A 23,682-nucleotide genomic window follows, 5' to 3' on the forward strand; every position below is an offset into this window, starting at 1 on the left:
GTTCGCTCCTCGCTGAATTTCAGATGACCCCCTCGTGGGTAAGGGGTTGGCTTCGGTTGCCGCTCAGAGGGTACCGAGGCCTGGTAGAGCCGTTGTAACGCAACCCTCGTCGAAATCTCAGCCTAGTCCACAATCGCATGGATGTTCGATCCCTCGATGGGGTGAAGTCCACATCACGTTCCCTTGGAGGCATGAACCATTTAGGCTCCGGGCACGTCCTCATGAACAACCGGCAAGCCAGCCGGGAGGACAGAGACCGGATACCGCGCGAAACCGTAAGCACCCAAGAGACGCACTACGGCACATTCGCCGCCACCCGGCAGCAGACAGCCGCCCCGGAAGATTTTTTCCAGAAAAAGCCACGAGCGGGAACGTTTTCGGGCTGGTTGGATGTTGACCCTGGTACGACAGCTCGTCGAGCTAGAGAAGAGGCGACGTGACTACTGTTCTGACCCCCGCGAGCCCGCTGACGGCCGCCGATCGCTGCGACCGCTGCGGCGCCCAGGCATACCTGCGCGTCGTCCTGCTCAGCGGCGGAGAACTGCTCTTTTGCGCCCACCACGGTCGCAAGTTCGAGCCGGAACTCAAGAAGATCGCCGCTGAGATACAGGACGAGACGGAGCGGCTGACGTCCGCTCCGGGCAACGCTTCCGACGAAGAGCGCTGAATCTCGCACCCACGACGAGCCAGCGCCGGCACAGGCCGGTGAACGGGCGGCCGCTCCTGTCTTGCAGGAGCGGCCGCCCGTGTTCATGCCTCCATGAAGCCCTCAGGAGCCCTTCCGGGGCCGCTGCGGACCCGCAGCCGGCCCTCCCAGGCCCCGGAGGACGTCGGACACCCGTGTGTAGACACCGGGGTCTCCGGGCTGGCCGCATCCGCTCCCCCAGGACACCAGGCCGATCAGCCGGCCCGATGCCACGAGCGGGCCCCCGCTGTCGCCCTGGCAGGCGTCAGGGCCGCCCGCGGGCTCTCCCGCGCAGAGCATGGTGTCGGCCCGGTAGGTCCCGTCCGGACCACCGGGATAGGCGCGGGCGCAGACGTCGTCCGCCAGCACCCGTACGTGCGCGGCGCGGAGGTGGCGCGGGTACGCCCCGCCGCCCGTGGTGTCGCCCCAGCCGGAGACCAGTGCCTTCGTCCCAGGCTTGTACGCGGTATCGCCTTCGGGCGCCATCGCCACCACGGCGCCGCGCGGCAGCGGCTCGGCGAGAGTGAGCATCGCGAAGTCGCCGGAGTTGCCGGCGACGTCGTAGCGCGGATTCACCCGGGCATCCCGTACGGCGATCTCCTTGCCCTCGGTCGACAGCAGGTCCGTACGGCTCGCTATGACTCGCAGGTCTCGCACCTGGTTCGGCGGCGCCCCGAGGACCTCATCGGCCATGCAGTGGGCCGCGGTGAGCACGGTGGTCCGTGAGACCGCCACGCCGCCGCAGAACTGCCCCGCCCGCGTACCCCCGAACCGGTCACGGCTCGACAGCGCCACGGTCCAGGGAGCCTGTGAGACGTCTATCGGGAACCCCCCGACGACCACGCTGCCGGGGGCTGCGACGGCCGGTGTGGTCAGGGGTATGGCGGTCATCACGGCCACGAGGGCCACGGGCCCGATCAGTGCCCGGGCAATCGAACGGCACATACGGCCTCCTCACTCTGGGGTGGTACTTGAACACCCAGAGTCATTCAGGCTGCCGTCGCGCGCAGCACGAAGGGCCGGCCCCCTCGGGGGCCGGCCCTTCGGCATCGAACGACCGGGACCTAGTCGAGGTAGTCGCGCAGCACCTGCGAACGCGACGGGTGGCGCAGCTTCGACATGGTCTTGGACTCGATCTGGCGGATGCGCTCACGCGTCACGCCGTAGACCTTGCCGATCTCGTCGAGGGTCTTCGGCTGACCGTCGGTGAGACCGAAGCGCATGGAGACGACGCCTGCCTCACGCTCGGACAGGGTGTCCAGAACGGAGTGCAGCTGCTCCTGCAGCAGCGTGAAGCTGACAGCGTCGGCGGGGACCACGGCCTCGGAGTCCTCGATGAGGTCACCGAACTCGCTGTCGCCGTCCTCGCCCAGCGGGGTGTGCAGCGAGATGGGCTCACGGCCGTACTTCTGGACCTCGATGACCTTCTCCGGGGTCATGTCGAGTTCCTTGGCCAGCTCCTCCGGGGTGGGCTCGCGGCCCAGGTCCTGGAGCATCTGGCGCTGCACGCGCGCGAGCTTGTTGATGACCTCGACCATGTGCACCGGAATACGGATGGTGCGGGCCTGGTCGGCCATGGCGCGGGTGATCGCCTGACGGATCCACCAGGTGGCGTACGTGGAGAACTTGTAGCCCTTGGTGTAGTCGAACTTCTCGACCGCGCGGATCAGACCGAGGTTGCCCTCCTGGATGAGGTCCAGGAAGAGCATGCCGCGGCCGGTGTAGCGCTTGGCCAGGGAGACCACCAGTCGGAGGTTGGCCTCCAGCAGGTGGTTCTTGGCGCGGCGGCCGTCCTCGGCGATGATCTCCAGCTCGCGCTTGAGCTTGGGTGCGAGCTTGTCGGCGTTGGCCAGCTTGTCCTCGGCGAACAGACCGGCCTCGATGCGCTTGGCGAGCTCGACCTCCTGCTCGGCGTTGAGCAGCGGGACCTTGCCGATCTGCTTGAGGTAGTCCTTGACCGGGTCGGCGGTGGCACCGGCGGCGGCGACCTGCTGGGCGGGAGCGTCGTCCTCGTCCTCGTCGGACAGCACGAAGCCCGCGCTCTCGGTGCCCTCGGGCTCGTCGGCGGCCTTGGTCTCCTCGAGGACCTCTTCCTCGACCAGTTCGCCGTCGTCCTTCTTGGCGGTCGTCTTCTTGGCCGCGGTCTTCTTGGCGACCGTCTTCTTGGCGGCCGCCTTCTTGGCGGTCGTCTTCTTTGCAGCGGTTTTCTTGGCGGGTGCGGCTTCCTCGACGGGCTCGTCGGCGGCCGGGGCGGCGGGCGCGACCGGGGCGGCCGTGGTGGCGGTGGCCTTCCTGGTGGTCACCGTCTTGGCCGCGACCGTCTTGGTGGCGGTGCGCTTGGCCGGGCTCTTCGCTGCGACGCTCTTTCGGGTGCGCTTGGGCTCTGCTGCACTGACCATCAGCGTCACACCCTCTTCCTCAAGGATCTGGTTGAGGCTGCGCAGTACGTTTTTCCACTGAGTGGCCGGAATCTGGTCGGCTTCGAAGGCCCGACGCACATCGTCGCCGGCGATCTGCCCCTCAGCCTTTCCCCGCTCAATGAGCGCCATGACAGAGACGGACTCGGCGATCTCCGGCGGGAGCGTACGGGATGTGCTGGCCGACACGAACAACCTCTCGGAACGTTGGAAAACGGCTTCCGGCCCCGTCCACGACGGACAGGAGCCGACCACCGGCCGGGGATGGGCCGACGGAGCGGGCGGGGGCCGGGAAGATGCACAGCGCCTTGCCAGGCGTCCGTATTCCCTCCGCGGCTGTCACCTCTTAGGTCATCGCGCTGCTCCCACGAGCGTTACGCCCAATCTGCGTGGCCCGAGTCACACCCCATAAGCGATCAAAAGCTACCGAAGCCCGACATACAGGATTACCTGTTTAGCCGCTCCGTCGCCGGGGTCGAGCGCAGCCCGGCCACGGCGACGCCGGGCCCCGCCGGACTCCGAGGATTCCGGCGGGGGCCGGCGACGGCCGGTCCCCGAGCCCGGCCGTCGCGCCGGCCCCGGCACCGCGGCAGACCGACGACCGCACCGCTGGGAAACGGGTCAGTGCTCGCGCGGGGCGGGAACCACGCGCTCCACCTCGGGGTGGACGGTGAGCAGCTGGCGCATCGCCGTCTCCGCCGCCGTGCCGTCACCGGTGCCCAGCGCGTCGACGATCCGCGCGTGCAGCGCGAGAGAGGCCTCGTTCGGCCGGTCGCAGCCCGTGACCGGTCCCCCGGAGACCTGGAGAGCGGCCGAGACGATCCCGGAGAGGTGCTCCAGCATGCGATTGCCGGCGATCTGGATGAGCAGCGCGTGGAACTCGGTGTCGCCCCGCGAGAACGTCAGCGCGTCACCCTGGGCCATGGCGTGACTCATGATCTCGACCACGTCGGACAGGCGCTGCTGCACCTCCTCACGTCCGTGCCCGGCGGCGAGGCGGGCGGCCAGCGGCTCGATCGTCCAGCGCAGCTCGCTCAGCTCGCGGCGCTGATCGTCGCGCTGCGGCCCGAAGGCCCGCCACTCGATGATGTCCGGGTCCAGGAGGTTCCAGTCGCTGACGGGGCGCACGCGCGTACCGACGTTCGGGCGGGCACTGACGAGGCCCTTGGCCTCCAGGACGCGGAGGGACTCCCGGACGACGGTGCGGGAGACCTCGAAGCGCTGGCCGATCTCCTCGGGCACGAGCGGGCGGTCGGCCCCCAGGTCTCCCGATACGATCATCTGACCGAGCTGTTGAACGAGTTGGCCGTGCAGTCCGCGCCCGCGGCTGCCCGTGGCCCGCCGGCCCACGCGGCCCAGCTCGGGCTCCGCTCCCTCCCAGGCAGGCGCTCCGACCCGGTCGTTCACCGAGGCGTCGGTGTAGGGGTAGCGGTCGAGTTCGCCCGGGCCGACCAGACCGGAGTCTGAGGAGCGGGCGGCGGTCATCATGGTGTGCGCAAGGGTACTCACGCATCCTTTGTCGGCGTCGTCTTCAACTCCCTTGAGGTCTTTGGTGAAAAGCACACGAAAGGGTGATCGCTCACCCCGTCGCAATTGACGCCTTATCGGAAGGAAACGAGCCGTATTCGGGGAGTTGTTGGCATGCCGGGACCGGATGCGTTCGCAGCGGTGGTCATCGGACCCTGGTTCGCACGGTCGTGACCAGGTACGCGCACAACAGCGCGGCCAGCGACAACGTCAGCGCGCCGCCGACCGGTTGGGCGACGACCCGGGCCGTGGCCAGCAGATAGCGCTCACCTCCGAAAGGCCACTGCGGCAGCAACACCTCCCGCATCCGCACGGGGAAGCCGGCCGCCGTCCGCACGGTCGGCCCGCCCAGCACCCACCGCAGGACGGGAACGAGGGCGACGGGCACGGCGAGGACGGCGGCGAGACCGGCCGTGGTGGACCGGAAGATCCCGGCCGCCAGTACCCCGGCCCAGGCGCAGCCGACCACAAGCCCGAACCAACTCACGCTCAGGGAAAGCCAGTCCGAGGGAACTTGGGTCAGCTCCCGGCCGTGGACGAGGTAGAGCAATTCGGCGTCGCAGCCCACCGTGAGAAAGGCCAGCATCACGGCGGTGGCTCCGGAGACGAGGAGTTTGGCGGTGAGCAGGCCCAGCCGACGTGGCACGGTGCCGCGGTCCGCCGCCAGCGCGGGGTGACGGAACTCGTCCCCGAAGGACAGGGCGCCGAGCAGCCCCGCGGCGAGCGCCGCGGGTGGCAGCGGCAGCTCCCTCGGCCACGCGGCGAACAGCCGCGCCTGCGGGGTGTGACCGATCCGGGCGAGGAGTACGGCGGTGAGCGCGGACACCAGCAGTGCGGCCCCGCAGGTGAGGAAACCGGTGCCGATTCCCGCGGCGCGCCGCAGTTCGTAGCGCAGCGGGCGGAGGGGGGCGCGAGCGGTGCGGACGGAGATGGGGGGCGGAAGGGGGGACGGGACGTCGAGGGTACGGGCCGCGTCGGCGAGCGAGCGCGCCGGCGGTTCGGTCCGTGGCTGCCCGCTGCCGGGGTGCCTGGTGCCCGGGTTCCGTGCGCCGGGCACTGTGGTGCCGGCCGCGGGCGTGTCGTCGGCGACCATGGTCGTGACATCGGCTCTGGTTCGTGCGCCGGCGGCGGCCTCCGAGGAGTCGGCCTCCGGGGCAGGCACGTCCGAACGGGAACCGGTGGCGATCATGGAGGTGCCGGAGGCCGCCGCATCGGCGCCGCCAGCGGGCGCCTCGACTGTGGAAGCGGCACCGGCGGGTGCGCGGCCGGCAGCGGATGCGGCGTCGGACTTCGGCAGACCCTCCGTCTGCGGCCCCCTGGCGGTGTCCGCGCTCCCGGAGAGGGCGTCGCGCTTCCCCGTGGGTACCGGGCGGGGGCCGTCGGCGTTCCGCTCCAGAGCGTCGTCAGGCAGGGAGACACGGGACGCCGGCCGCTTGCGCTCCTCGGATGGAAGAGCGGGCACCGCCGACGCGGGTGCGGCACTCCTCCCCTGCGACGACGAGTCGCACTCGCCCTGCGTCCGCCCCTGCGAGGAGTGCTCCGGGACGGCCCCGTCCCGCCCGGCGGACAGCGGCTCTCCGTCCGCGCTCTCGGCGCCCTCTGGTCCGGCACTGGACCCCATGTCACCGATCTCGTCGGCGAGTTGATGGACGAGGATGCCGTGCCGGAAGGCGATCTCGCCGACATCGGCGGTCGTACTGCCGTACACCGAGAGGTGATTGCCGGCCTCTCGCACGACCTCGACGGAGCGCTGCGCGGTACGCGCCTCCTTGGTGAGCAGGGCCGCGAGGCGGGCGGCGTGGGGGCTTCGGACGGCCACGCGCGGACGCAGCCGGGTGCGGGCGAACTCCCTGCCCTCCTGGTCGGCGGAGAGCCTGCCGCCGTCCAGGGTGACGACCCGGTCGGCCGTGCGAGCCGCCTCCTTGGGGTCGGCCGTCGTGAACAGCACTGTGCCGCCCTGGTCCGCGTGGGCGCGTAGCATGCCGTGCAGCCAGCGCGCCTCGCGGGCGGACAGGCATGCGGTGGGCGCGTCCAGCACGAGTGTGTGCGGGTCCGCCAGCAGGGCGCAGGCCAGTCCGAGCCTGCGGTCCATGCCGCGCGACAGGGTCCCGAGGCGCTCCTCGCGAAGGCTGACGAGACCGACGACCTCGAGCACCTCGTCCGCGCGGCGGACGGGGACACCGGCCGCCGCGCACAGCATGCGCAGGTGGCCGCGGACCGAGCGGGCCGGATGACCGGGCACGTCCCCGAGGAGGACGCCGACTTCCCGTGACGGATGAGCGATCCGGTGCAGGGGCCGCCCCCGGAAGTGGGTGATACCGCGGCCCTGCTGCAGTTCGAGCATCAGCCTGAGCGTTGTCGTCTTACCCGCTCCCCCGGCTCCGTGGAGCACGGTGACATGACCGGCGCGCGCCTCGAAGGAGACGTCGTCGACGGCGGGCGGGTGCGCCTTACGGGGGTTGCTGGTCAATCCGAAGGCCTGGATCACCTGCAGCAAGATAGCGCGCGGTGTCCGGTTTTCCTGGTATCCCCCTATCTGTTCTTCGGTGGTGCGCAAGTCGAGCGGGCTACGCGTCCGCCAATAGGCGGAAGGGACACCGGCACGCCCCTGCCGGCATCGGCCGATACGGGTCCCGGCTGCCGTGCGCGTCAGACCTCGGGACGGAGCATCGGCGGGTTGAGCAGGGTGGCGCCCCCGGCCCGGAAGAGCTGGGCCGGCCGGCCACCCTGGCGGGTCGTGGTACCGCCGGTGGGGACCAGGAATCCCGGCGTTCCGGTGACCTTGCGATGGAAGTTGCGCGGATCGAGGGCGACCCCCCACACGGCCTCGTAGACCCGTCGCAGCTCTCCCACGGTGAACTGGGGTGTGCAGAACGCGGTGGCCAGCGAGGAGTACTCGATCTTGGAACGGGCCCGCTCGACCCCGTCGGCGAGGATCTGGGCGTGGTCGAAGGCGAGCGGCGCCACGGGTTCGCCGTCGCGGCCGTATCCGCCCTGCTGGAGCAGTTCCTCGACCGGAGCCCAGCGCGCGTTGCTCGCGTCGCCGCCGGCACGGGGCGCGGGCAGATCCGGAGCGAGCGCGAGGTGGGCGACGCTGACCACCCGCATCCGGGGGTCCCGCTTCGGGTCACCGTAGGTGGCGAGCTGTTCGAGATGGGCGCCGTTGTGCTGGGCCGGAGCCGCGGGGTCGTGGGCGCGCAGCCCGGTCTCCTCGGCCAGCTCCCGGGCCGCCGCCTGGGACAGGTCCTCGTCGGCCCGTACGAAACCGCCGGGCAGCGCCCACCGCCCCTGGAACGGCGACTCACCCCTGCGCACCGCCAGCGCACACAGCGAATGGCGGCGCACGGTCAGCACGACCAGGTCCACGGTGACGGCGAAGGGCGGAAAGGCTGACGGGTCGTAGGGCATGCGGCGATCATAGTCGTCTGCCTGACGATAAACACCCCCTTCGCCGACCGCCCCGACACGGGATCCGCTTCGATCCGGTATGGCGCGCGGGCCGGGCTACAGATCTTCGAGCCGCCGGTGCCGCACAGGCCAGACTCCTGCTGCGGGCCCTGGAACGTGGAGTGTCTTCCACCCCGCCCGAAGCCCACGTCCTCTCCCGCCCCGGCTCTTCCGAGGCAAGCTGCCACGCGTCGAGGACGGCCGTTCCCCCCTTCCCTCCAGGAGCCGACGGCCTCATTCGGCTCTCACCCCTCGCCCTCGCTCTCCCGGTGTCCACTCGCCGCCGCGGTGCCACGGGGCATGCCGTCACCCGCCCGCACACGGGGGGCACCCGGCTTGGCGCTGCCCGGACGGGAAGGTCCGGTGCCCGACTGCTGGGGGCGGGAGCCGGCCGGGCGTCGGCGCCCTTCGTCCCCGCGCGCCGGGGGAGCAGTGCCGTCGACGGACTCCGCTGCTCGGGTTCGGCGTCGGCGCCGTGGGCCACCTGCCGTCCGGGCACGCTCGGCACCGGGGCCGCCGGGCCGAGTGGTGACCACGGGGCCTTCGACGGAGGCGGGCGAAGGCTCATCGGACGCCGCCCCGGTCGCCGGAGGAGCCTGGCCCGCGGCCTCCGGCCCGACAGGCCGCTCACGTTCCGCGCGCAGACAGCGACGGATCGACTCGGGGTCGAGCCCTTCGTTGCAGGCCTGATGCAGCAGCCGGGCGAACAGGTAGTCGGGGTCGGCGCCGAGGGCCATCGCGAGGGCCTCCCGGGCCTCCAGTTCGTCTCCGGACGACCAGGCCACCCAGCCCGCCAGGGTCAGTGGGGCGGCGGCGTGCTCGCCGTACGGACCCACACAGCGGCGGGCCAGCGCACGCCAGAGCCTCAGAGCCGGACCGGCTTCCTCGCCCTCCATCCACGCGGCCGCACGATCGCGGGTCGTGCGGTCCTGGAGCCCGAGAATCAGCGTCGCCGCCTCATCGTGCGCGAGCAGACCGTCGTCCCTGAGGTCCGCCTGGCGGGCACCGGACACCGGCGTCGCCCCGGCGAGCCGGCGGATGACCCGGTCGGCCAGCCCGAGGGTCTCCTCGGCCACGCGCACACGCTCGGCGTCGTCCAGAATGCGGGGCACCAGGGACATGCCTGCCGCGTCCAGGGCGACCTCCTGTTCCAGGGAGGCACCCGCCTCCCAGGGCAGCAGCCTGGCCCGCAGCTCGCGGAGCGTGCCGCGTACCTGGATCCCCGCGTAGGTGGCCGCGGCGGCCAGCACCGAGGTGCCGGGCAGGCCCATCGGCGTTCCGTCGTCGGGGCAGCATCCCTTGACCGGGCAGCAGTACGACCAGAACCGGCCGTCCGAGACGCACAGTGCCTCGATCACCGGCACGTCGAGGCTGCCGCATTCGGTGCGCAGGAGCTGGGCGAGCGGCTCGAGCCGCTTCATCACGTCCCGGCCCGTCCCGCCGGGGTCCGGTTCCTGGCAGACGTAGGCGACCATCTGCTCGGGCCGTGTGCCACGTCGCTCGCTGCCGGCCACCAGGCCCCGGGCCAGCTGCCGGGCGGCCTCCGGCCAGTCCTCCCGACTCGCCGGGATACCCAGCCGGGCGCGGCCGCCGAACCGCCCGCGGCCCTCCCGGTCGTGCAGAGCGACCAGCACCATGCTGTCCTCGGGGCGGTAGCCGAGCAGGTACGGCAGGGCGTCGGCGAGCTCGGCGGGGGTGCGCAGCGTGACCTGGGGGTCCTGCGCGGACGGGTCGCTCGGTGGTCCGCTCAGTGGCACGTGCCCGGTGAGGTCGCCGTTTTCGAAGGGTCCGGTCGTTTCGCCGTGATTCGTCATGCGCCGACGATCTCGCGGATCTCGGGATTCCGCTTGAGCCTGTGGACAACTCGAATCAGGGACACGACAAGACCCCGACAGGTGACCACTGTCGCGGGCGCTCTTCCCAGCCGCTTGTCAGTCTCGTCCTGTTGTATGGGACGCATGGAGCACACGAGCAACGCGGACCTCCGGGCGCGGGCCGACGCCGTCCTAGCCCGGCTCGTCGGGGACACGACGGCGACGGCGAGGCTGCGCGAGGACCAGTGGCGGGCGATCGAGGCGCTGGTCGCCGACCGGCGCCGGGCCCTGGTCGTGCAGCGCACGGGCTGGGGGAAGTCCGCGGTGTATTTCGTGGCGACGTCGCTGCTGCGGGCCAGAGGCAGCGGGCCCACGGTGATCGTCTCCCCACTGCTCGCGCTCATGCGCAACCAGGTGGAGGCCGCGGCCCGTGCCGGCATCCACGCCCGGACCATCAACTCCGCCAACACGGAGGAGTGGGAGGCCGTCCAGGCCGAGATCGAGCGCGGCGAGGTCGACGTGCTGCTGGTCAGCCCGGAGCGGCTGAACAACCCCGACTTCCGCGACCAGGTCCTGCCCAAGCTCTCCGCGGCGACGGGACTGCTGGTCGTGGACGAGGCCCACTGCATCTCCGACTGGGGTCACGACTTCCGCCCGGACTACCGCCGGCTGCGCACCATGCTGGGCGACCTCCCGCCCGGCGTCCCCGTGCTGGCCACCACCGCCACCGCCAACGCCCGAGTGACCGCCGACGTGGCCGAGCAGCTCGGCACCGGCGGTACGTCGAACGCCCTGGTGCTGCGGGGCCCGCTGGACCGGGAGAGCCTGAGCCTCGGCGTGCTGCGGCTCTCGGACGCGGCGCACCGGATGGCCTGGCTCGCCGACCACCTCGACGACCTGCCGGGCTCCGGCATCATCTACACGCTCACCGTGGCGGCCGCCGAGGAGGTCACCGCGTTCCTGCGGCAGCGCGGCCACACCGTCGCCTCTTACACGGGCCGGACGGAGAACGCCGACCGGCAGCAGGCCGAGGACGACCTGCTCGCCAACCGGGTCAAGGCGCTGGTCGCCACGTCGGCTCTGGGCATGGGCTTCGACAAGCCGGACCTCGGGTTCGTGGTGCACCTCGGTTCGCCGTCCTCCCCCATCGCCTACTACCAGCAGGTCGGCCGCGCCGGCCGTGGCGTCGAGCACGCCGAGGTGCTGCTGCTGCCGGGCAAGGAGGACGAGGCGATCTGGCAGTACTTCGCCTCGCTCGCCTTCCCCTCCGAGGATCTCGTGCGCCGCACTCTGGACGTACTCGCCCGGTCCGCCGGGCTGCTGTCCCTCCCGGCCCTGGAACCCCTGGTGGAGCTGCGCCGTTCCCGGCTGGAGACGATGCTGAAGGTCCTCGACGTGGACGGAGCGGTGCGGCGGGTCAAGGGCGGCTGGATCGCGACCGGGCAGCCGTGGTCCTACGACGCCGAGCGGTACGCCTGGGTGGCCCGGCAGCGAGGGGCCGAGCAGCAGGCGATGCGCGAGTACGCGTCCACCACGACCTGCAGGATGGAGTTCCTGCAGCGGCAGCTGGACGACGAGGGCGCCAGGCCCTGCGGCCGCTGCGACAATTGCGCGGGGCCGCGCTTCACCGCCGACACCACGACAGCGGCGCTGGACGCCGCGCGCGTCGACCTCGGCCGTGCCGGAGTCGAGGTGGAGCCCCGCCGCATGTGGCCGACCGGGCTCCCGGCGATCGGCATCAGTCTCAAGGGCCGCATCGCGGCCGCCGAACAGGCCTCGTCCGGGCGGGCGTTGGGACGGCTGTCGGACATCGGCTGGGGAAACCGGCTGCGGCCCCTGCTGGCACCCCAGGCCCCCGACGGGCCCGTGCCCGACGACGTGGCGCGAGCCGTGGTGGACGTACTGGCCGACTGGGCGAAGGGTCCGGGCGGGTGGGCTTCAGGGGCGGCCGGTGCCCAGGCCCGGCCGGTGGGTGTGGTCACTGTCGCCTCCCGCTCCCGGCCCGCGCTGATCAGCTCCCTGGGCGCCCGCATCGCCGAGGTCGGCCGGCTGCCGCTGCTCGGCTCCGTGCAGTACGCAGGGGAGACGCCCCGGCTGCCGCGCAGCAACAGCGCCCAGCGGCTCAAGGCCCTCGACGGGTCGCTGACGCTGCCGCCGGCCCTCGCCGCCGCGCTCGCCGAGGCGCCCGGTCCGGTCCTGCTGGTCGACGACTTCACCGAGACCGGCTGGACCCTCGCCGTCGCGGCACGCCTGCTCAGAAGGGCCGGCGCCGAAGGGGTGCTGCCCCTGGTGCTGGCCGTCCAGGGGTGACAGCGCACCCCCGCGAGCCGGGCAGGCGCGGCTCGCGGGGACACGGAGGTGCCACGGACGAGCGCCAAAGGGGTCGTCAGCGTCCCCTGTGGGTAGGGATATAAGCCACGCACCGCCAGATAACCGTCGGCGGCTCCAATTGCTCGTTGCCGCATCCAAGTTCGACAGGAAGAATTGAAGTCCGCTCCCCGCACGGCTCGCCCATGATCCGTGGGCTTCGCCGCGGTGCGCGCTCCCCCGAATCCGACCTCGCCCGCAGTGTGGGCGCGTAGCCGAAGGGAGGAACGTGACCTTCGGATTCGCCTCGTCCTCGGCGGCCTCCTTGTCGACGTCCGCGTCCGCCGCTTCCGCCAGTCGCCTGCTCGAGCCCGCGGAGTGGGCAGCCGCCGGAATCCCCCTGCTGCGCAACCCGCGTGAAATCGTCAGCGGGCTCCACGCCCGCCATCGCCCCCGGCCGTCCATGGCGGTCGTGGCCGTCCTGGATCCGGAGGAACGGCTGTGCGCCAGCGCGTCGTTCATACGGCGCCCCGCACCGGCCGACGGCTGGATGTTCCGCAACGCCCTGCTGGCCCAGCTGCGCCGGATCATCCCGCACGACCTGCGCCGCCGTACCCCGGTGCGCACCGCCGTGCTGCTCTACTGCCGTGAAGGCGAAGCGCGTTGGACCGAGGAGGACGGGGCCTGGATGTGGGGGCTGCGTGACGCCTGCACGCTGCACGGGCTGCGCTGCGGGGCGTACATCACGCTGACCGGGGACGGCTGGCAGGTCCTCGGTGAGGGACGGGGCGGACGCCATCCGAACGCCCACTCCGAACCCGAGTCCTTCGCCATGTCGCAGGTCCCGCCCCTGCCTCCCCGTACCGGTGGCCCGGTCTCCGAGGTCCTGCGCCGCGCGGCCGCACGCTGACGCCGGCCCGTCCGGGGGCTCGGGGCTCCGGACACGTCCGGCGCACGGCACGGGCCGGTCACCGGGCGCGCCGCGGCTACGGCTGACGACGGCTGCCGGCCCTGTGCAGGCCGCCCACGCACTGCCACGGGACGCGCGCCTTCCCACACCGCCGCCGCCGGCGCCCGGAAACGGGGCCGGCTCGCACCTGCGGAAGAGCCGCTGCCGGTCGCCCGGGCATGCCGAAAGCCGCGCCGTACGGATGTCGCCGGAGCGGCTCTTCGTCATACCCGGCCCCGCCGGGGCCGGGACGTATCTCAGACGCCTGCGCCCAGCAGCGCGTTGATCCGCTGCGGGTCACCGCAGACGATCAGCAGCGCACCGGCCCGCGAGTGGGCCAGCGGGAGGGCGGTGGCGGCGGAGTCGCCGTTGACGGCCACGACGACCACGGGCCGGGTCGCGGCACGGGAGGCGTGGACGGCGTCCGTGTAGAACACGTCGTCACCGGCGTCGTGCTGCCTCCAGTAGGAGGCTTCTCCGAAGGACAACTCGTGCTCCGCCCACGGGTGCTGGGAACCGGTGGTGATCACCAGCACATCTCCGGGGGCGCGGCCCGAGTCCAGGAGGAGGTCCACCGCCTCTTCGGCGGCGTCGAGCGCACCCTCGGCCGAGGCAGGGATCAACTGGATCTGCGGAGTCGCCGGTGCGGCGGTGGGAGCGGTGGCGGTGGGAGCGGCCGGACCCGACGGGGCCGGCCTGGCCGGAGCCGCCTCACGCGAAGCGCGCTGCACCGGCGGCGCGGGCCGCGGGGGGCCTGGACGACCGGGGCGGGACGGAGCCGCGGGACGGGGGCCGGGTACGGGGCGTGGGGTCGGCGCGGTGCGGGGACCCTGGGCACTCTCGTGAATCTGAGGCTCCTCGGGAATGAGAGGCATGAGCTGATTTTTATCAAACGTTGGTGCGGCACGGTCAGCCGGGTGGCACATCAGTGCGAGCGGAACCGTCAGAAGTCGAAGCCGAGCTGACCCTCGATCTCCGGAACGCTTCCGTCCGCCCAGCTGCGGACCTTCTTGAGGTGCCGCCACTGGGGCAGCGCATCAAGATACGCCCACGACAAGCGGTGGTACGGGGTGGGCCCCCGCTCCTCCAGTGCCGCCTTGTGCACGGGCGACGGATACCCGGCGTTGTCCGCGAATCCGAAGTCTGCATGGTCGATACCCAGTTCGGCCATCATTTTGTCGCGCTGAACCTTGGCGATCACAGACGCCGCCGCGACGGCCACGCAGGACCGGTCACCCTTGATGACCGTGCGCACCTTCCACGGGGTACCGAGGTAGTCGTGCTTGCCGTCGAGTATCACGGCGTCCGGGCGAACCGGCAGCAGGTCCAGGGCGCGGACGGCGGCGAGCCGCAGCGCTGCCGTCATCCCCAGGGAGTCGATCTCCTCGGGGGAGGCGTGCCCCAGGGCATAGGCCGTGACCCAGGACTGCAGTATCCCGGCCAGTGCGGTGCGCCGCTTCACGGTCAACAGCTTGGAGTCGGTCAGCCCCTCGGGCGGCCGACGCAGTCCGGTGATCGCCGCGCAGACGGTGACGGGGCCGGCCCACGCGCCCCTCCCCACCTCGTCGACACCGGCGATGACCTTCGCTCCGGTCGTGGCGCGCAGGGAGCGCTCGACGGTGTGAGTAGGTGGTTCGTACGGCATGGCGCCCTTAGGTTACGCCGCCGACAGGGCCGAGCGACACCCCGGCCCTCCGGAACAGGCCGGGGGCACCGAGGGCACCGATCAGGACCCGGGACCGTACTGCCTCAGCAGCGGCATCATCAGCCGGTCGATCATCTCCTCGAGCTCCTGGTCGCTCCATTCGCTGGCGCACATCTTGGATCGGTACATCATCATCGCCGGAACGGCGTCGAAGACGTAGCCGTTGTCGGCGTCCGGGCGCACCTCCCCCCGGCCGATGCCACGGATGACGACCTCGCGGAGCTGCTGGATCATCGGCTCGACCACCCCTTCGAAGATCACGCTATGGAAGCGTTCCACCTGCGCCGGATCGCATTCGTGAATCACGGCACGCAGAGCGAAACCGGGAAGTGAGAACATCGCGTCCCGCGCACGCCGGCACAGGGCCAGCAGGTCCTCCCGGACACTGCCGAGGTCGGGGACTTCCTCGACGCGGGGCAGTCCGGCCTCGAGGGCATGGGCGACCAGATCCTCCTTGGAGGGCCAGCGGCGGTAGACCGCCGCCTTCCCGGTCTGGGCGCCGGCCGCGACGCCCTCCATGGTCAGACCGTTCCAGCCGACCGTACTGAGCTGCTCCAGGGTGGCATCCAGGATCGCGCGCTCGAGCACCGCGCCGCGCCGACGGGGGGTGGCCGCCTGAGCGGGAGCGGCCGTCCAGCGCGAGGTATCCATCTGTGACTCTCCAGCATGCAAGGGAAGCGGGGGTTCCGGGGCGGGGCCGCGTCACGTCGCAGCAAAGGGGGACGCGACACGTGACGCGGAATTAAGTGAACGCTTGCGTTCACTGTCGGGGACTCACTACCGTTGACGCGAAAGTGAACGCGAGCGTTCACTAACGCCTTTGTGGGGGACCCATGGTGACAACCTCTCAGCTGCTTCAGGAACGGAAACCGGGTGCGGCCCGCCGGGACGGGCATCCCGGCATCGCGCTCACCGTCATCGCGGCCTGCCAGCTCATGGTGGTACTCGACGCGACGATTGTGAACATCGCGCTCCCGCACATTCAAGACGCTCTCAAGTTCAGCACCACCGATCTCACTTGGGTGGTCAGCGCCTACACACTCACCTTCGGCGGTCTGCTGCTGCTCGGCGCGCGGGCCGGCGACATCCTCGGCCGGCGCCGGGTGTTCATGGCCGGCATCCTGCTGTTCACCTTCGCCTCGCTGCTGGGCGGCCTCGCCCAGGAGCCCTGGCAACTGCTCGCGGCGCGCGCCCTGCAGGGAGTGGGTGGCGCGATCGCCTCGCCCACCTCGCTCGCCCTGATCACCACCACGTTCCCCGAAGGCCCGGAACGCAACCGGGCCTTCGGCGTGTTCGCCGCCGTGTCCGCGGGCGGTGGTGCCATCGGCCTGCTGGCGGGCGGCATGCTGACCGACTGGCTCGACTGGCGGTGGGTGCTCTTCGTCAACGTGCCGATCGGCCTGCTGATCGCGTTCCTCGCCCCGCTGTACATCAGCGAGTCCGAGCGGCACCCGGGGCGGTTCGACATCGCGGGTGCGCTCACGTCGACGGCCGGCATGGCCACGCTGGTGTACGGGTTCATCCGTGCCTCGGAGGAGGGCTGGCGGGACGGTCTCACCCTGGGGTCCTTCGGCGCCGCGGCGGTACTGTTGGTGGCGTTCGTCCTCACCGAGCTGCGGGCCAAGGAACCGATCACCCCGCTCAAGATGTTCGCCGACCGCAACCGCTCGGGCACGTACGTGATCATGCTGAGCCTCGCCGCCGCGATGTTCGGCATGTTCTTCTACATCGTGCTGTTCGTGCAGAACGTGCTCGGCTACAGCGCGATCAGGGCCGGCCTGGCCTTCCTCCCCGTGACCTTCGCGATCGCGGTCGGCGCGGGTCTGTCCCAGCGCTTCCTGCCCACGCTCGGCCCCAAGCCCTTCATGATGACCGGCTCGGCGCTCGTGGTGACCGGACTGGTCTGGCAGACCTTCATCACACCCGACAGCTCCTACCTCGGCGGCGTGCTGGGACCGATGCTGGTGTTCGGGTTCGGCATGGGCCTGAATTTCGTGACGGTCACCGTCACGGCCGTCTCCGGGGTGGCCCAGCACGAGGCGGGCGCGGCCTCCGGGCTGCTCAACGCCACCCAGCAGGTCGGCGGTTCGCTGGGCCTGTCCATCCTGACCACCGTCTTCGGCTCCGCGAGCACGGACGAGGCGAAGAAGCAACTGCCGAAGTTCCTCGCCGGCGGTACTCCGGAGCAGAAGGCGCAGTTCGCCAGGACGCACCAGTTGCCCGCGCCCTGGGGGCATGAGGTGCTCGCTCACGGGATCTCCGCGGCCTTCGTCCCGGCCGCCGCCATGGCCGTGCTCGCGTTCCTCACCGCCTGGCTGGTGATCAGGGTCCGGAAGAGCGATCTCGAAGCCCTCGCCGGCACGGCGGGCCCGGGCATCGGCTGACCATCCCGTGGCCGCGCGGAACCGCGGCGAGCCGGACCGCGGCCGGGGGAACGGGAGACGCTGCGGCCCGGCCGTCCGCACCACCCACACGGCCACGAAGACCAGCAGCGGCACAAGCCCGGCCGGCACAGCGACGACGACCGCCATCACCGCACACCCCCTCCCGCCTTCACCTGTCCGGACCGAGCCGTCGTCCGCATCGACGCGGGCGACGGCTACGTGCAGAACGGCGGACGGTCACAGAGAGTTCCCGGCGGGTACGCAGAGTTTTCGATCCTCTGTGGAGTGACGACGACGAGCAGGGGTCAGAACCCCGTCGGCACCCACCCGGGCAGTGCCTCGGTCCGCTCCACCCACGGCGCGGGTGGCGTGCCCGCCTTGCCGGAGCCGAGCACGCCGCCCACGATCGCGCAGGTCGTGTCCACGTCCCCGCCGACCTGGGCGGTCGTCCAGAACGCCGTCTCGAAGTCGGCCAGGGCCCGCGCGGCGGACCAGAGGGCGAACGGGACGGTGTCGTGGGCCGACGTGCGGCGACCGCAGCCCAGCACGGCCGCGACGGTGGCCGGATCGCCGTAGTCGAGCATGTCGCGGGCCCGGCGCAGGCCCGCATCGACAGCGCTCTTCGGAATGAGTGCGATGACACCGTCGAGGAGCGCCTCGGGGCCGGGCGGCCCGCCCGGCGACGCGGCCAGCGCGGCGGCCGCGGCGACCGCCATCGCGCCCACCACGGCCTCGCGGTGCTGGTGCGTGGGATACGCCGAGATCTCCGCCTGGTGGGTCGCCTGCTCGGGGTCGTCGGCGTACCAGGCGCCCAGCGGCGCGATGCGCATCGCGGCGCCGTTGCCCCAGGACCCCTGCCCGTTGAAGAGACCGGCCGCCAGTTCGCGCCAGTCCTCGCCCTCGCGGACGAGGCGGAGCAGTCGATTGACGGCCGGGCCGTACCCGCGGTCGAAGTCGTGGTGCTCGGCGAACGAGCGGGCCAGCGCGTCCTGGTCGAGGCGGTGGTGGACGGCCAGGACGGCCACCACGGAGCAGGCCATCTCCGTGTCGTCCGTCCACTGCCAGGGGCCAGCGGGCAGCTCGCGGCGCTTGAGCAGGGGATAGTTCGCCGGGACGAAGAACTGCGAGCCCAGCGCGTCTCCCACCGCCAGTCCGCGCAGGCTGGCCAGGGCGCGGTTCAGGCGCTCGAGGGAAGAGGAGTCAGCGGTCATCGGTCTGCCACTCTATCCGGAACCCCAGTGCGGTACCGGATCCCGCCATCGCTCGAAGGGCCGGTTCAGGGTGTACTTGCCGTCGTCACCGAGAACGAGCGTCCGCATCTCGGCGTTCCCGGGGTTCGACAGCGACTCGAATTCCGCCACCGTCCAGTGGAACCAGCGCATGCAGAACAGCCGCATCGCGAGCCCGTGCGTCACCAGCAGCACGTTCGGCGGATGGTCCGGCGCCTCGAAGCTGCGGAACAGGCTCTCCAGAAAGCCGCCGACCCGGTCGTAGACATCGGCGCCGGACTCGCCCTGCGGGAACCGGAAGAAGAAGTGGCCGTAGGCGTCCCGGTACGCCTTCTGCAGGCGCACGTCGTCGCGGTCCTGCCAGTTGCCCCAGTCCTGCTCGCGCAGCCTTGGCTCCTCCCGCATCCGTATGAGGCCGGGGTCGAGATGGAAGGCGCGCAGCGTCTCGTGGGTACGGCGGTACGGGGAGACGTACACGCTCACGCGCTCCCGGCCGAAGAGCTCCCGGATCTTCTTTCCGGTCTCCTCCGCCTGTCTCCAGCCGCGCTCGGTCAGGGCGAGAGCGTGGTCGGGCTCCCGCTCGTACACGGAGTCATCAACATTGCCCGTTGACTCGCCGTGCCGGACAAGGACGATGCGCCGTGGTCGTGCCATGCCGAAACCCTAGATCGAACGGGGGACGGTGGAGCACTCGTACGGGCCCCATACCGCGTAGGTCACACGCATCCCGCGCATAGGGGCGCTCACGGGCGCATGATCCCCGCGTCGTCCCCGCGTTGGATTCACCAACTGTCCAGAGGCTCCACTTCATCCTCGAGGCGGCCGGTTCAGACCGTCCAGGACGGCTCCAGCTCCACGATGTCCCCGGTCAGAGCGGCGATGTCCGCCTCCGTCTGGGCACGCAGGGCGAGGCGCTCCACCCGCTCGGTGCGGTACTTGCCGTGCTCGGCCGCCGACCGCCACATGGACAGGATCAGGAACTCCTGCTCGGGCGCCTCGGCGAACATGCCCCGGATCATGCCGGGTGAGCCGGCCATGGCGGGGTTCCAGACCTTCTCCTGCATCAGGGTGAAGTGCTCCACGCGCTCCTCGTGGACCCTGCACAGGGCGACGCGGATCAGGTCGGAGTCGGTGAACCGGGGCTCGAAGCCGGTCTTCACGTCGAATCGGTACTCGAACAGTTTGACCTGGGAATCCTTGTACGTGCCGGACTGGGCGGCCGCCAGACGGTCGTGGGAGCGGGCCATGAAGGAGTCGTAGAAAGAGCGGCTCTCCCAGAAGGTGAAGAGGTGCGCCACCCCGGGCCGCTGCCGGCTCCAGCCTCCGCCCTGCCCCCGAAAACCCGGCTCCCCCGGAAGCCCCGCCCATTTCCGCTGCCCGCGCTCGAAGCCGCGGCGGTCCACGACGGTGCAGCGAATCCACTTGACCAGCACCGCGCCATCGTAAGGCCACCGGGCGTGGCGCCGGTCACGCTCCGGCTGAGATCGCCCGCGCACGCTCCCCCGCGCACGTGGCACGATGAACAAACGGCCCTGGCTTCGGGGCAGTTGACAGCATGGCACTTCAAGGGGGTGGCGAAGCCCGGTGGCTGGCTTCAGCAAGGGAATCCGCAAGGTCGAGGTCGCGCTCAAATGGGACCCCAGTCCGGCGGGCCGACCGCCCACCGATCTGGACATCGTGGCGGGGCCGTTCGAGTCCGGCGCCCCGTACGGGGCGCCGGCCTATCTGGTGCACTTCGACAGCCGTTCCCCGGACGGCACGATCTTCCTCAACCGGGACAGCACCGACGGCAAGGGCTTCGGCTGGGACGAGGTCATGACGCTCGAGCTCGACCGGCTCGACGGCCGTTACGCGCGCGTGGTGGTCGGTGTGGTCATCCAGCAGCGGACCGGGCACCAAACCTTCGCCGACGTGCTCGGCCCGGCCATGCGCATCCGCGAGGGCTACACCGTGCTCGCCGAGGACGACTTCGCCTCTGTCCCCGATGCCACGGCGGCCACGATCGGCGAGTTCCTGCGGGACGACTCCGGTGGGTGGACGTTCCACCGCGGAGTCCACGGCTACGACGAGGATCCGGCGGCCTTCCCCCGTGTCATGGGCAGCAGGCGCCGCCCCTGACGCGAAGGCCCACAGGTAAGGGGCGCCGGCGATTGCCGGCGCCCCTTACCTCAGGAACGGCGTGTCATCAGCTGCAGCCGCTGGTCGAGCCGCAGCCCTCGCAGATGTAGCAGGAGCCGGCCCGCTGCATCTTCGTACCGCAGGAGAAGCACAGCGGGGCGTCGGCCTGGATGCCCAGCTGCATCTCCACCAGCTCGGCGCTGGTGTGCGCCTGCTTCGGGGCCGACTCGGCCACCGCGGCCTCGGCCTTCGGCGTGGCGACCGCCTTCAGCTCCTGGGCGCGCGGCGCCGACTGGGCCAGGCCCTCGACGTCGACCTCGTCGTCGGCGGGCTCGTAGGAACCGGTCTCCAGGTGCCGCTGACGCTCCTCGGCGGAGTGGATGCCGAGCGCGGAGCGCGTCTCGAAGGGCAGGAAGTCCAGCGCCAGGCGGCGGAAGATGTAGTCGACGATCGACTGCGCCATCCGCACGTCGGGGTCGTCCGTCATGCCGGCCGGCTCGAAGCGCATGTTGGTGAACTTCGAGACGTACGTCTCCAGGGGCACGCCGTACTGCAGGCCGACGGAGACGGCGATGGAGAAGGCGTCCATCATGCCCGCGAGGGTCGAGCCCTGCTTGGACATCTTCAGGAAGACCTCACCGAGACCGTCGTCGGGGTAGGAATTGGCGGTCATGTAGCCCTCGGCGCCGCCGACCGTGAAGGACGTGGTGATGCCGGGACGGCCCTTGGGGAGGCGCTTGCGGACCGGGCGGTACTCGACGATCTTCTCGACCGTCTCGCGGATGGCCGCCTCGGCCTTCTCCGTGACCTCGGCCTTCTCCTTCTCCTTGGTCTTGGCGGAGAGCGGCTGGCCGACCTTGCAGTTGTCGCGGTAGATGGCGAGCGCCTTGACGCCCAGCTTCCACGCCTCGTAGTAGATCTCCTCGACCTCCTCGACGGTCGCCGTCTCCGGCATGTTGACCGTCTTGGAGATGGCGCCGGAGATCCACGGCTGGATCGCGGCCATCATGCGGACGTGGCCCATCGGGGAGATGGCGCGCTCGCCCATGGCGCAGTCGAACACCTCGTAGTGCTCGAGCTTGAGGCCGGGGGCGTCGATCACGTTGCCGTTCTCGGCGATGTGGGCGACGATCGCCTCGATCTGCTCCTCCTGGTAACCCAGGCGGCGCAGGGCCTGCGGGACGGTGCCGTTGACGATCTGCATCGAGCCGCCGCCGACCAGCTTCTTGAACTTCACCAGCGCGAGGTCGGGCTCGACACCGGTGGTGTCGCAGGACATCGCCAGGCCGATGGTGCCGGTCGGGGCGAGGACGGACGCCTGGGAGTTACGGAAACCGTTCTTCTCGCCGATGCGGACGACGTCCTGCCAGGCCTCCGTGGCGGCGGCCCAGACCGGGGTGTCCAGGTCGTCCATGCGGACGGCCCCGCCGTTGGCGTCGGCGTGCTGCTTCATGACGCGCTTGTGGGCGTCGGCGTTGCGGGCGTAGCCGTCGTACGGGCCGACGACGGCGGCCAGCTCGGCGGAGCGGCGGTAGGCCGTGCCGGTCATCAGCGAGGTGATGGCACCGGCGAGGGCACGGCCGCCGTCGGAGTCGTAGGCGTGGCCGGTGGCCATCAGCAGGGCGCCGAGGTTGGCGTAGCCGATGCCGAGCTGGCGGAACGCGCGCGTGTTCTCGCCGATCTTCTGGGTCGGGAAGTCCGCGAAGCAGATCGAGATGTCCATCGCGGTGATGACCAGCTCGACGACCTTCTGGAAGCGCTCGGTCTCGAAGGACTGGTGGCCCTTGCCGTCGTCCTTGAGGAACTTCATCAGGTTCAGCGAGGCCAGGTTGCAGGACGTGTTGTCCAGGTGCATGTACTCGCTGCACGGGTTCGACGCGGTGATCCGGCCGGACTCGGGGCAGGTGTGCCAGGTGTTGATGGTGTCGTCGTACTGGATGCCCGGGTCGGCGCAGGCCCAGGCCGCCTCGGCGATCTTGCGGAAGAGCGCCTTGGCGTCGACCTCCTCGATGACCTCACCGGTCATACGGGCGCGCAGACCGAACTTGCCGCTCGACTCGACCGCCGTCATGAACTCGTCGTTCACGCGGACCGAGTTGTTGGCGTTCTGGTACTGGACGGACGTGATGTCGTCGCCGCCCAGGTCCATGTCGAAGCCCGCGTCGCGCAGGACGCGGATCTTCTCCTCCTCGCTGACCTTCGTCTGGATGAAGTCCTCGATGTCGGGGTGGTCGACGTCGAGCACGACCATCTTGGCGGCGCGGCGGGTGGCGCCACCGGACTTGATGGTGCCGGCGGAGGCGTCGGCGCCGCGCATGAAGGAGACGGGACCGGAGGCGTTGCCACCGGAGGAGAGCAGCTCCTTGGAGGAGCGGATGCGGGAGAGGTTCAGGCCGGCGCCGGAGCCGCCCTTGAAGATCATGCCCTCTTCCTTGTACCAGTCGAGGATCGACTCCATGGAGTCGTCGACGGACAGGATGAAGCAGGCGGAGACCTGCTGGGGCTGCGGGGTGCCGACGTTGAACCAGACGGGGCTGTTGAAGCTGAAGATCTGGTGCAGGAGGGCGTAGGCCAGCTCGTGCTCAAAGATCTCGGCGTCGGCGGGCGAGGCGAAGTACTTGTGGTCCTCACCGGCCTTCCGGTACGTCTTCACGATGCGGTCGATCAGCTGCTTGAGGCTGACCTCGCGCTGCGGGGTGCCGACGGCACCACGGAAGTACTTGCTGGTGACGATGTTGACCGCGTTCACCGACCAGAAGTCGGGGAACTCGACGCCACGCTGCTCGAAGTTGATCGAGCCGTCGCGCCAGTTGGTCATGACGACGTCACGGCGCTCCCAGGCCACCTCGTCGTACGGGTGCACGCCGGGGGTGGTGTGGATACGCTCGATGTGCAGTCCCTTGTTACCCGCCTTGGCTCCCTTGACTCGGGAACCTCGTGCCGGACCGCTCGCCGTCTCTGTCATGCCGCCTCCCTGTACGGGCGAAAACGCCCTGAAGTGCCCCGATGTTCCCGTGGCACGGTGTTCTGTCTGGTATCGCGGGAGCCCTCAACTGCCACCCGCGACAGGTCTTCGGTCGCCGCCTTCCGAGCCGGAACC

17 protein-coding genes and 1 pseudogene are annotated in these 23,682 nt (G+C 70.8%); 5 read left to right on the forward strand and 13 right to left on the reverse strand.

What is annotated here, in order from left to right; genetic code table 11:
• Window positions 1–436 precede the first annotated feature (436 nt).
• Complete coding sequence (locus AB0924_RS34025; RefSeq protein WP_285553302.1) at window positions 437–667, forward strand: hypothetical protein; 231 nt, start codon at window positions 437–439, stop codon at window positions 665–667.
• Between the two features lie 102 nt (window positions 668–769).
• Here the strand turns inward: AB0924_RS34025 and AB0924_RS34030 are convergent, their stop codons facing one another.
• From AB0924_RS34030 to AB0924_RS34055, 6 genes are all read right to left on the reverse strand, one after another.
• Window positions 770–1,630 (reverse strand): serine protease, encoded by an 861-nt coding sequence (locus AB0924_RS34030; RefSeq protein ID WP_358936674.1) that lies wholly within the window; start codon window positions 1,628–1,630, stop codon window positions 770–772.
• A gap of 119 nt (window positions 1,631–1,749) precedes the next feature.
• Window positions 1,750–3,291, reverse strand: coding sequence for an RNA polymerase sigma factor (locus AB0924_RS34035; protein WP_358936676.1), 1,542 nt, complete (start codon window positions 3,289–3,291; stop codon window positions 1,750–1,752).
• A 432-nt stretch (window positions 3,292–3,723) separates the two neighbouring features.
• Window positions 3,724–4,611 (reverse strand): FadR/GntR family transcriptional regulator, encoded by an 888-nt coding sequence (locus tag AB0924_RS34040; protein WP_358936678.1) that lies wholly within the window; start codon window positions 4,609–4,611, stop codon window positions 3,724–3,726.
• 163 nt (window positions 4,612–4,774) lie between these two features.
• Window positions 4,775–7,117: an ATP-binding cassette domain-containing protein gene (locus AB0924_RS34045; RefSeq protein ID WP_366913522.1), complete on the reverse strand. Its 2,343-nt coding sequence runs from the start codon at window positions 7,115–7,117 to the stop codon at window positions 4,775–4,777.
• 161 nt (window positions 7,118–7,278) lie between these two features.
• Window positions 7,279–8,037: an NUDIX hydrolase gene (locus AB0924_RS34050; RefSeq protein WP_366913523.1), complete on the reverse strand. Its 759-nt coding sequence runs from the start codon at window positions 8,035–8,037 to the stop codon at window positions 7,279–7,281.
• 284 nt (window positions 8,038–8,321) lie between these two features.
• On the reverse strand, window positions 8,322–9,890 hold the full coding sequence (locus tag AB0924_RS34055; protein WP_366913524.1) for a DUF4192 family protein: 1,569 nt from the start codon (window positions 9,888–9,890) through the stop codon (window positions 8,322–8,324).
• 144 nt (window positions 9,891–10,034) lie between these two features.
• Between AB0924_RS34055 and AB0924_RS34060 the strand changes: the two genes are divergently transcribed.
• The gene (locus AB0924_RS34060; protein WP_366913525.1) at window positions 10,035–12,200 is read left to right on the forward strand and encodes a RecQ family ATP-dependent DNA helicase; all 2,166 of its coding nucleotides are present in this window, start codon (window positions 10,035–10,037) and stop codon (window positions 12,198–12,200) included.
• A gap of 286 nt (window positions 12,201–12,486) precedes the next feature.
• On the forward strand, window positions 12,487–13,107 hold the full coding sequence (locus AB0924_RS34065; protein WP_366913526.1) for a hypothetical protein: 621 nt from the start codon (window positions 12,487–12,489) through the stop codon (window positions 13,105–13,107).
• Window positions 13,108–13,403: 296 nt separating this feature from the next.
• Here the strand turns inward: AB0924_RS34065 and AB0924_RS34070 are convergent, their stop codons facing one another.
• The 3 genes from AB0924_RS34070 to AB0924_RS34080 form a co-directional block, all read right to left on the reverse strand.
• A complete protein-coding gene (locus AB0924_RS34070; RefSeq protein ID WP_358936690.1) occupies window positions 13,404–14,021 on the reverse strand; it encodes a hypothetical protein in 618 nt (205 codons plus the stop codon).
• Window positions 14,022–14,089: 68 nt separating this feature from the next.
• On the reverse strand, window positions 14,090–14,791 hold the full coding sequence (locus AB0924_RS34075; RefSeq protein ID WP_358936692.1) for a ribonuclease HII: 702 nt from the start codon (window positions 14,789–14,791) through the stop codon (window positions 14,090–14,092).
• An 81-nt stretch (window positions 14,792–14,872) separates the two neighbouring features.
• Entirely contained in the window at window positions 14,873–15,502 is a 630-nt protein-coding gene (locus AB0924_RS34080) for a TetR/AcrR family transcriptional regulator (RefSeq protein ID WP_366913527.1), read from the reverse strand.
• Window positions 15,503–15,687: 185 nt separating this feature from the next.
• On the opposite strand from AB0924_RS34080, the gene AB0924_RS34085 reads away from it, so the two are divergent.
• A complete protein-coding gene (locus AB0924_RS34085; protein ID WP_358936747.1) occupies window positions 15,688–17,235 on the forward strand; it encodes an MFS transporter in 1,548 nt (515 codons plus the stop codon).
• A 305-nt stretch (window positions 17,236–17,540) separates the two neighbouring features.
• Here AB0924_RS34085 and AB0924_RS34090 read toward each other — a convergent pair whose 3' ends face one another.
• The 3 genes from AB0924_RS34090 to AB0924_RS34100 all read right to left on the reverse strand — a co-directional run bounded on the left by AB0924_RS34090 (window position 17,541) and on the right by AB0924_RS34100 (window position 19,897).
• Window positions 17,541–18,446 (reverse strand): ADP-ribosylglycohydrolase family protein, encoded by a 906-nt coding sequence (locus AB0924_RS34090; RefSeq protein WP_358936697.1) that lies wholly within the window; start codon window positions 18,444–18,446, stop codon window positions 17,541–17,543.
• A gap of 12 nt (window positions 18,447–18,458) precedes the next feature.
• Window positions 18,459–19,118 (reverse strand): phosphoglycerate mutase family protein, encoded by a 660-nt coding sequence (locus AB0924_RS34095; RefSeq protein ID WP_358936699.1) that lies wholly within the window; start codon window positions 19,116–19,118, stop codon window positions 18,459–18,461.
• Between the two features lie 173 nt (window positions 19,119–19,291).
• A complete protein-coding gene (locus AB0924_RS34100) occupies window positions 19,292–19,897 on the reverse strand; it encodes a YdbC family protein (RefSeq protein WP_366913528.1) in 606 nt (201 codons plus the stop codon).
• A 148-nt stretch (window positions 19,898–20,045) separates the two neighbouring features.
• Between AB0924_RS34100 and AB0924_RS34105 the strand changes: the two are divergent.
• Window positions 20,046–20,582: pseudogene (locus tag AB0924_RS34105) on the forward strand (TerD family protein); the annotation flags it as partial.
• 67 nt (window positions 20,583–20,649) lie between these two features.
• On the opposite strand, the gene AB0924_RS34110 reads toward AB0924_RS34105, so the two are convergent.
• On the reverse strand, window positions 20,650–23,547 hold the full coding sequence (locus AB0924_RS34110) for a vitamin B12-dependent ribonucleotide reductase (protein ID WP_366913529.1): 2,898 nt from the start codon (window positions 23,545–23,547) through the stop codon (window positions 20,650–20,652).
• Window positions 23,548–23,682: the final 135 nt, after the last annotated feature.

Origin of the sequence: Streptomyces sp. NPDC047869 (assembly GCF_040704065.1) — a bacterium.
GTDB lineage: Bacteria > Actinomycetota > Actinomycetes > Streptomycetales > Streptomycetaceae > Streptomyces.

Coding starts and splice junctions, on each gene's coding strand:
- AB0924_RS34060 (WP_366913525.1), top strand. CDS start 10,035: ATGGAGCACACGAGCAACGCGGACCTCCGGGCGCGGGCCGACGCCGTC.
- AB0924_RS34095 (WP_358936699.1), bottom strand. CDS start 19,118: ATGGCACGACCACGGCGCATCGTCCTTGTCCGGCACGGCGAGTCAACG.
- AB0924_RS34050 (WP_366913523.1), bottom strand. CDS start 8,037: ATGCCCTACGACCCGTCAGCCTTTCCGCCCTTCGCCGTCACCGTGGAC.
- AB0924_RS34055 (WP_366913524.1), bottom strand. CDS start 9,890: ATGACGAATCACGGCGAAACGACCGGACCCTTCGAAAACGGCGACCTC.
- AB0924_RS34070 (WP_358936690.1), bottom strand. CDS start 14,021: ATGCCTCTCATTCCCGAGGAGCCTCAGATTCACGAGAGTGCCCAGGGT.
- AB0924_RS34110 (WP_366913529.1), bottom strand. CDS start 23,547: ATGACAGAGACGGCGAGCGGTCCGGCACGAGGTTCCCGAGTCAAGGGA.
- AB0924_RS34080 (WP_366913527.1), bottom strand. CDS start 15,502: ATGGATACCTCGCGCTGGACGGCCGCTCCCGCTCAGGCGGCCACCCCC.
- AB0924_RS34030 (WP_358936674.1), bottom strand. CDS start 1,630: ATGTGCCGTTCGATTGCCCGGGCACTGATCGGGCCCGTGGCCCTCGTG.
- AB0924_RS34075 (WP_358936692.1), bottom strand. CDS start 14,791: ATGCCGTACGAACCACCTACTCACACCGTCGAGCGCTCCCTGCGCGCC.
- AB0924_RS34090 (WP_358936697.1), bottom strand. CDS start 18,446: ATGACCGCTGACTCCTCTTCCCTCGAGCGCCTGAACCGCGCCCTGGCC.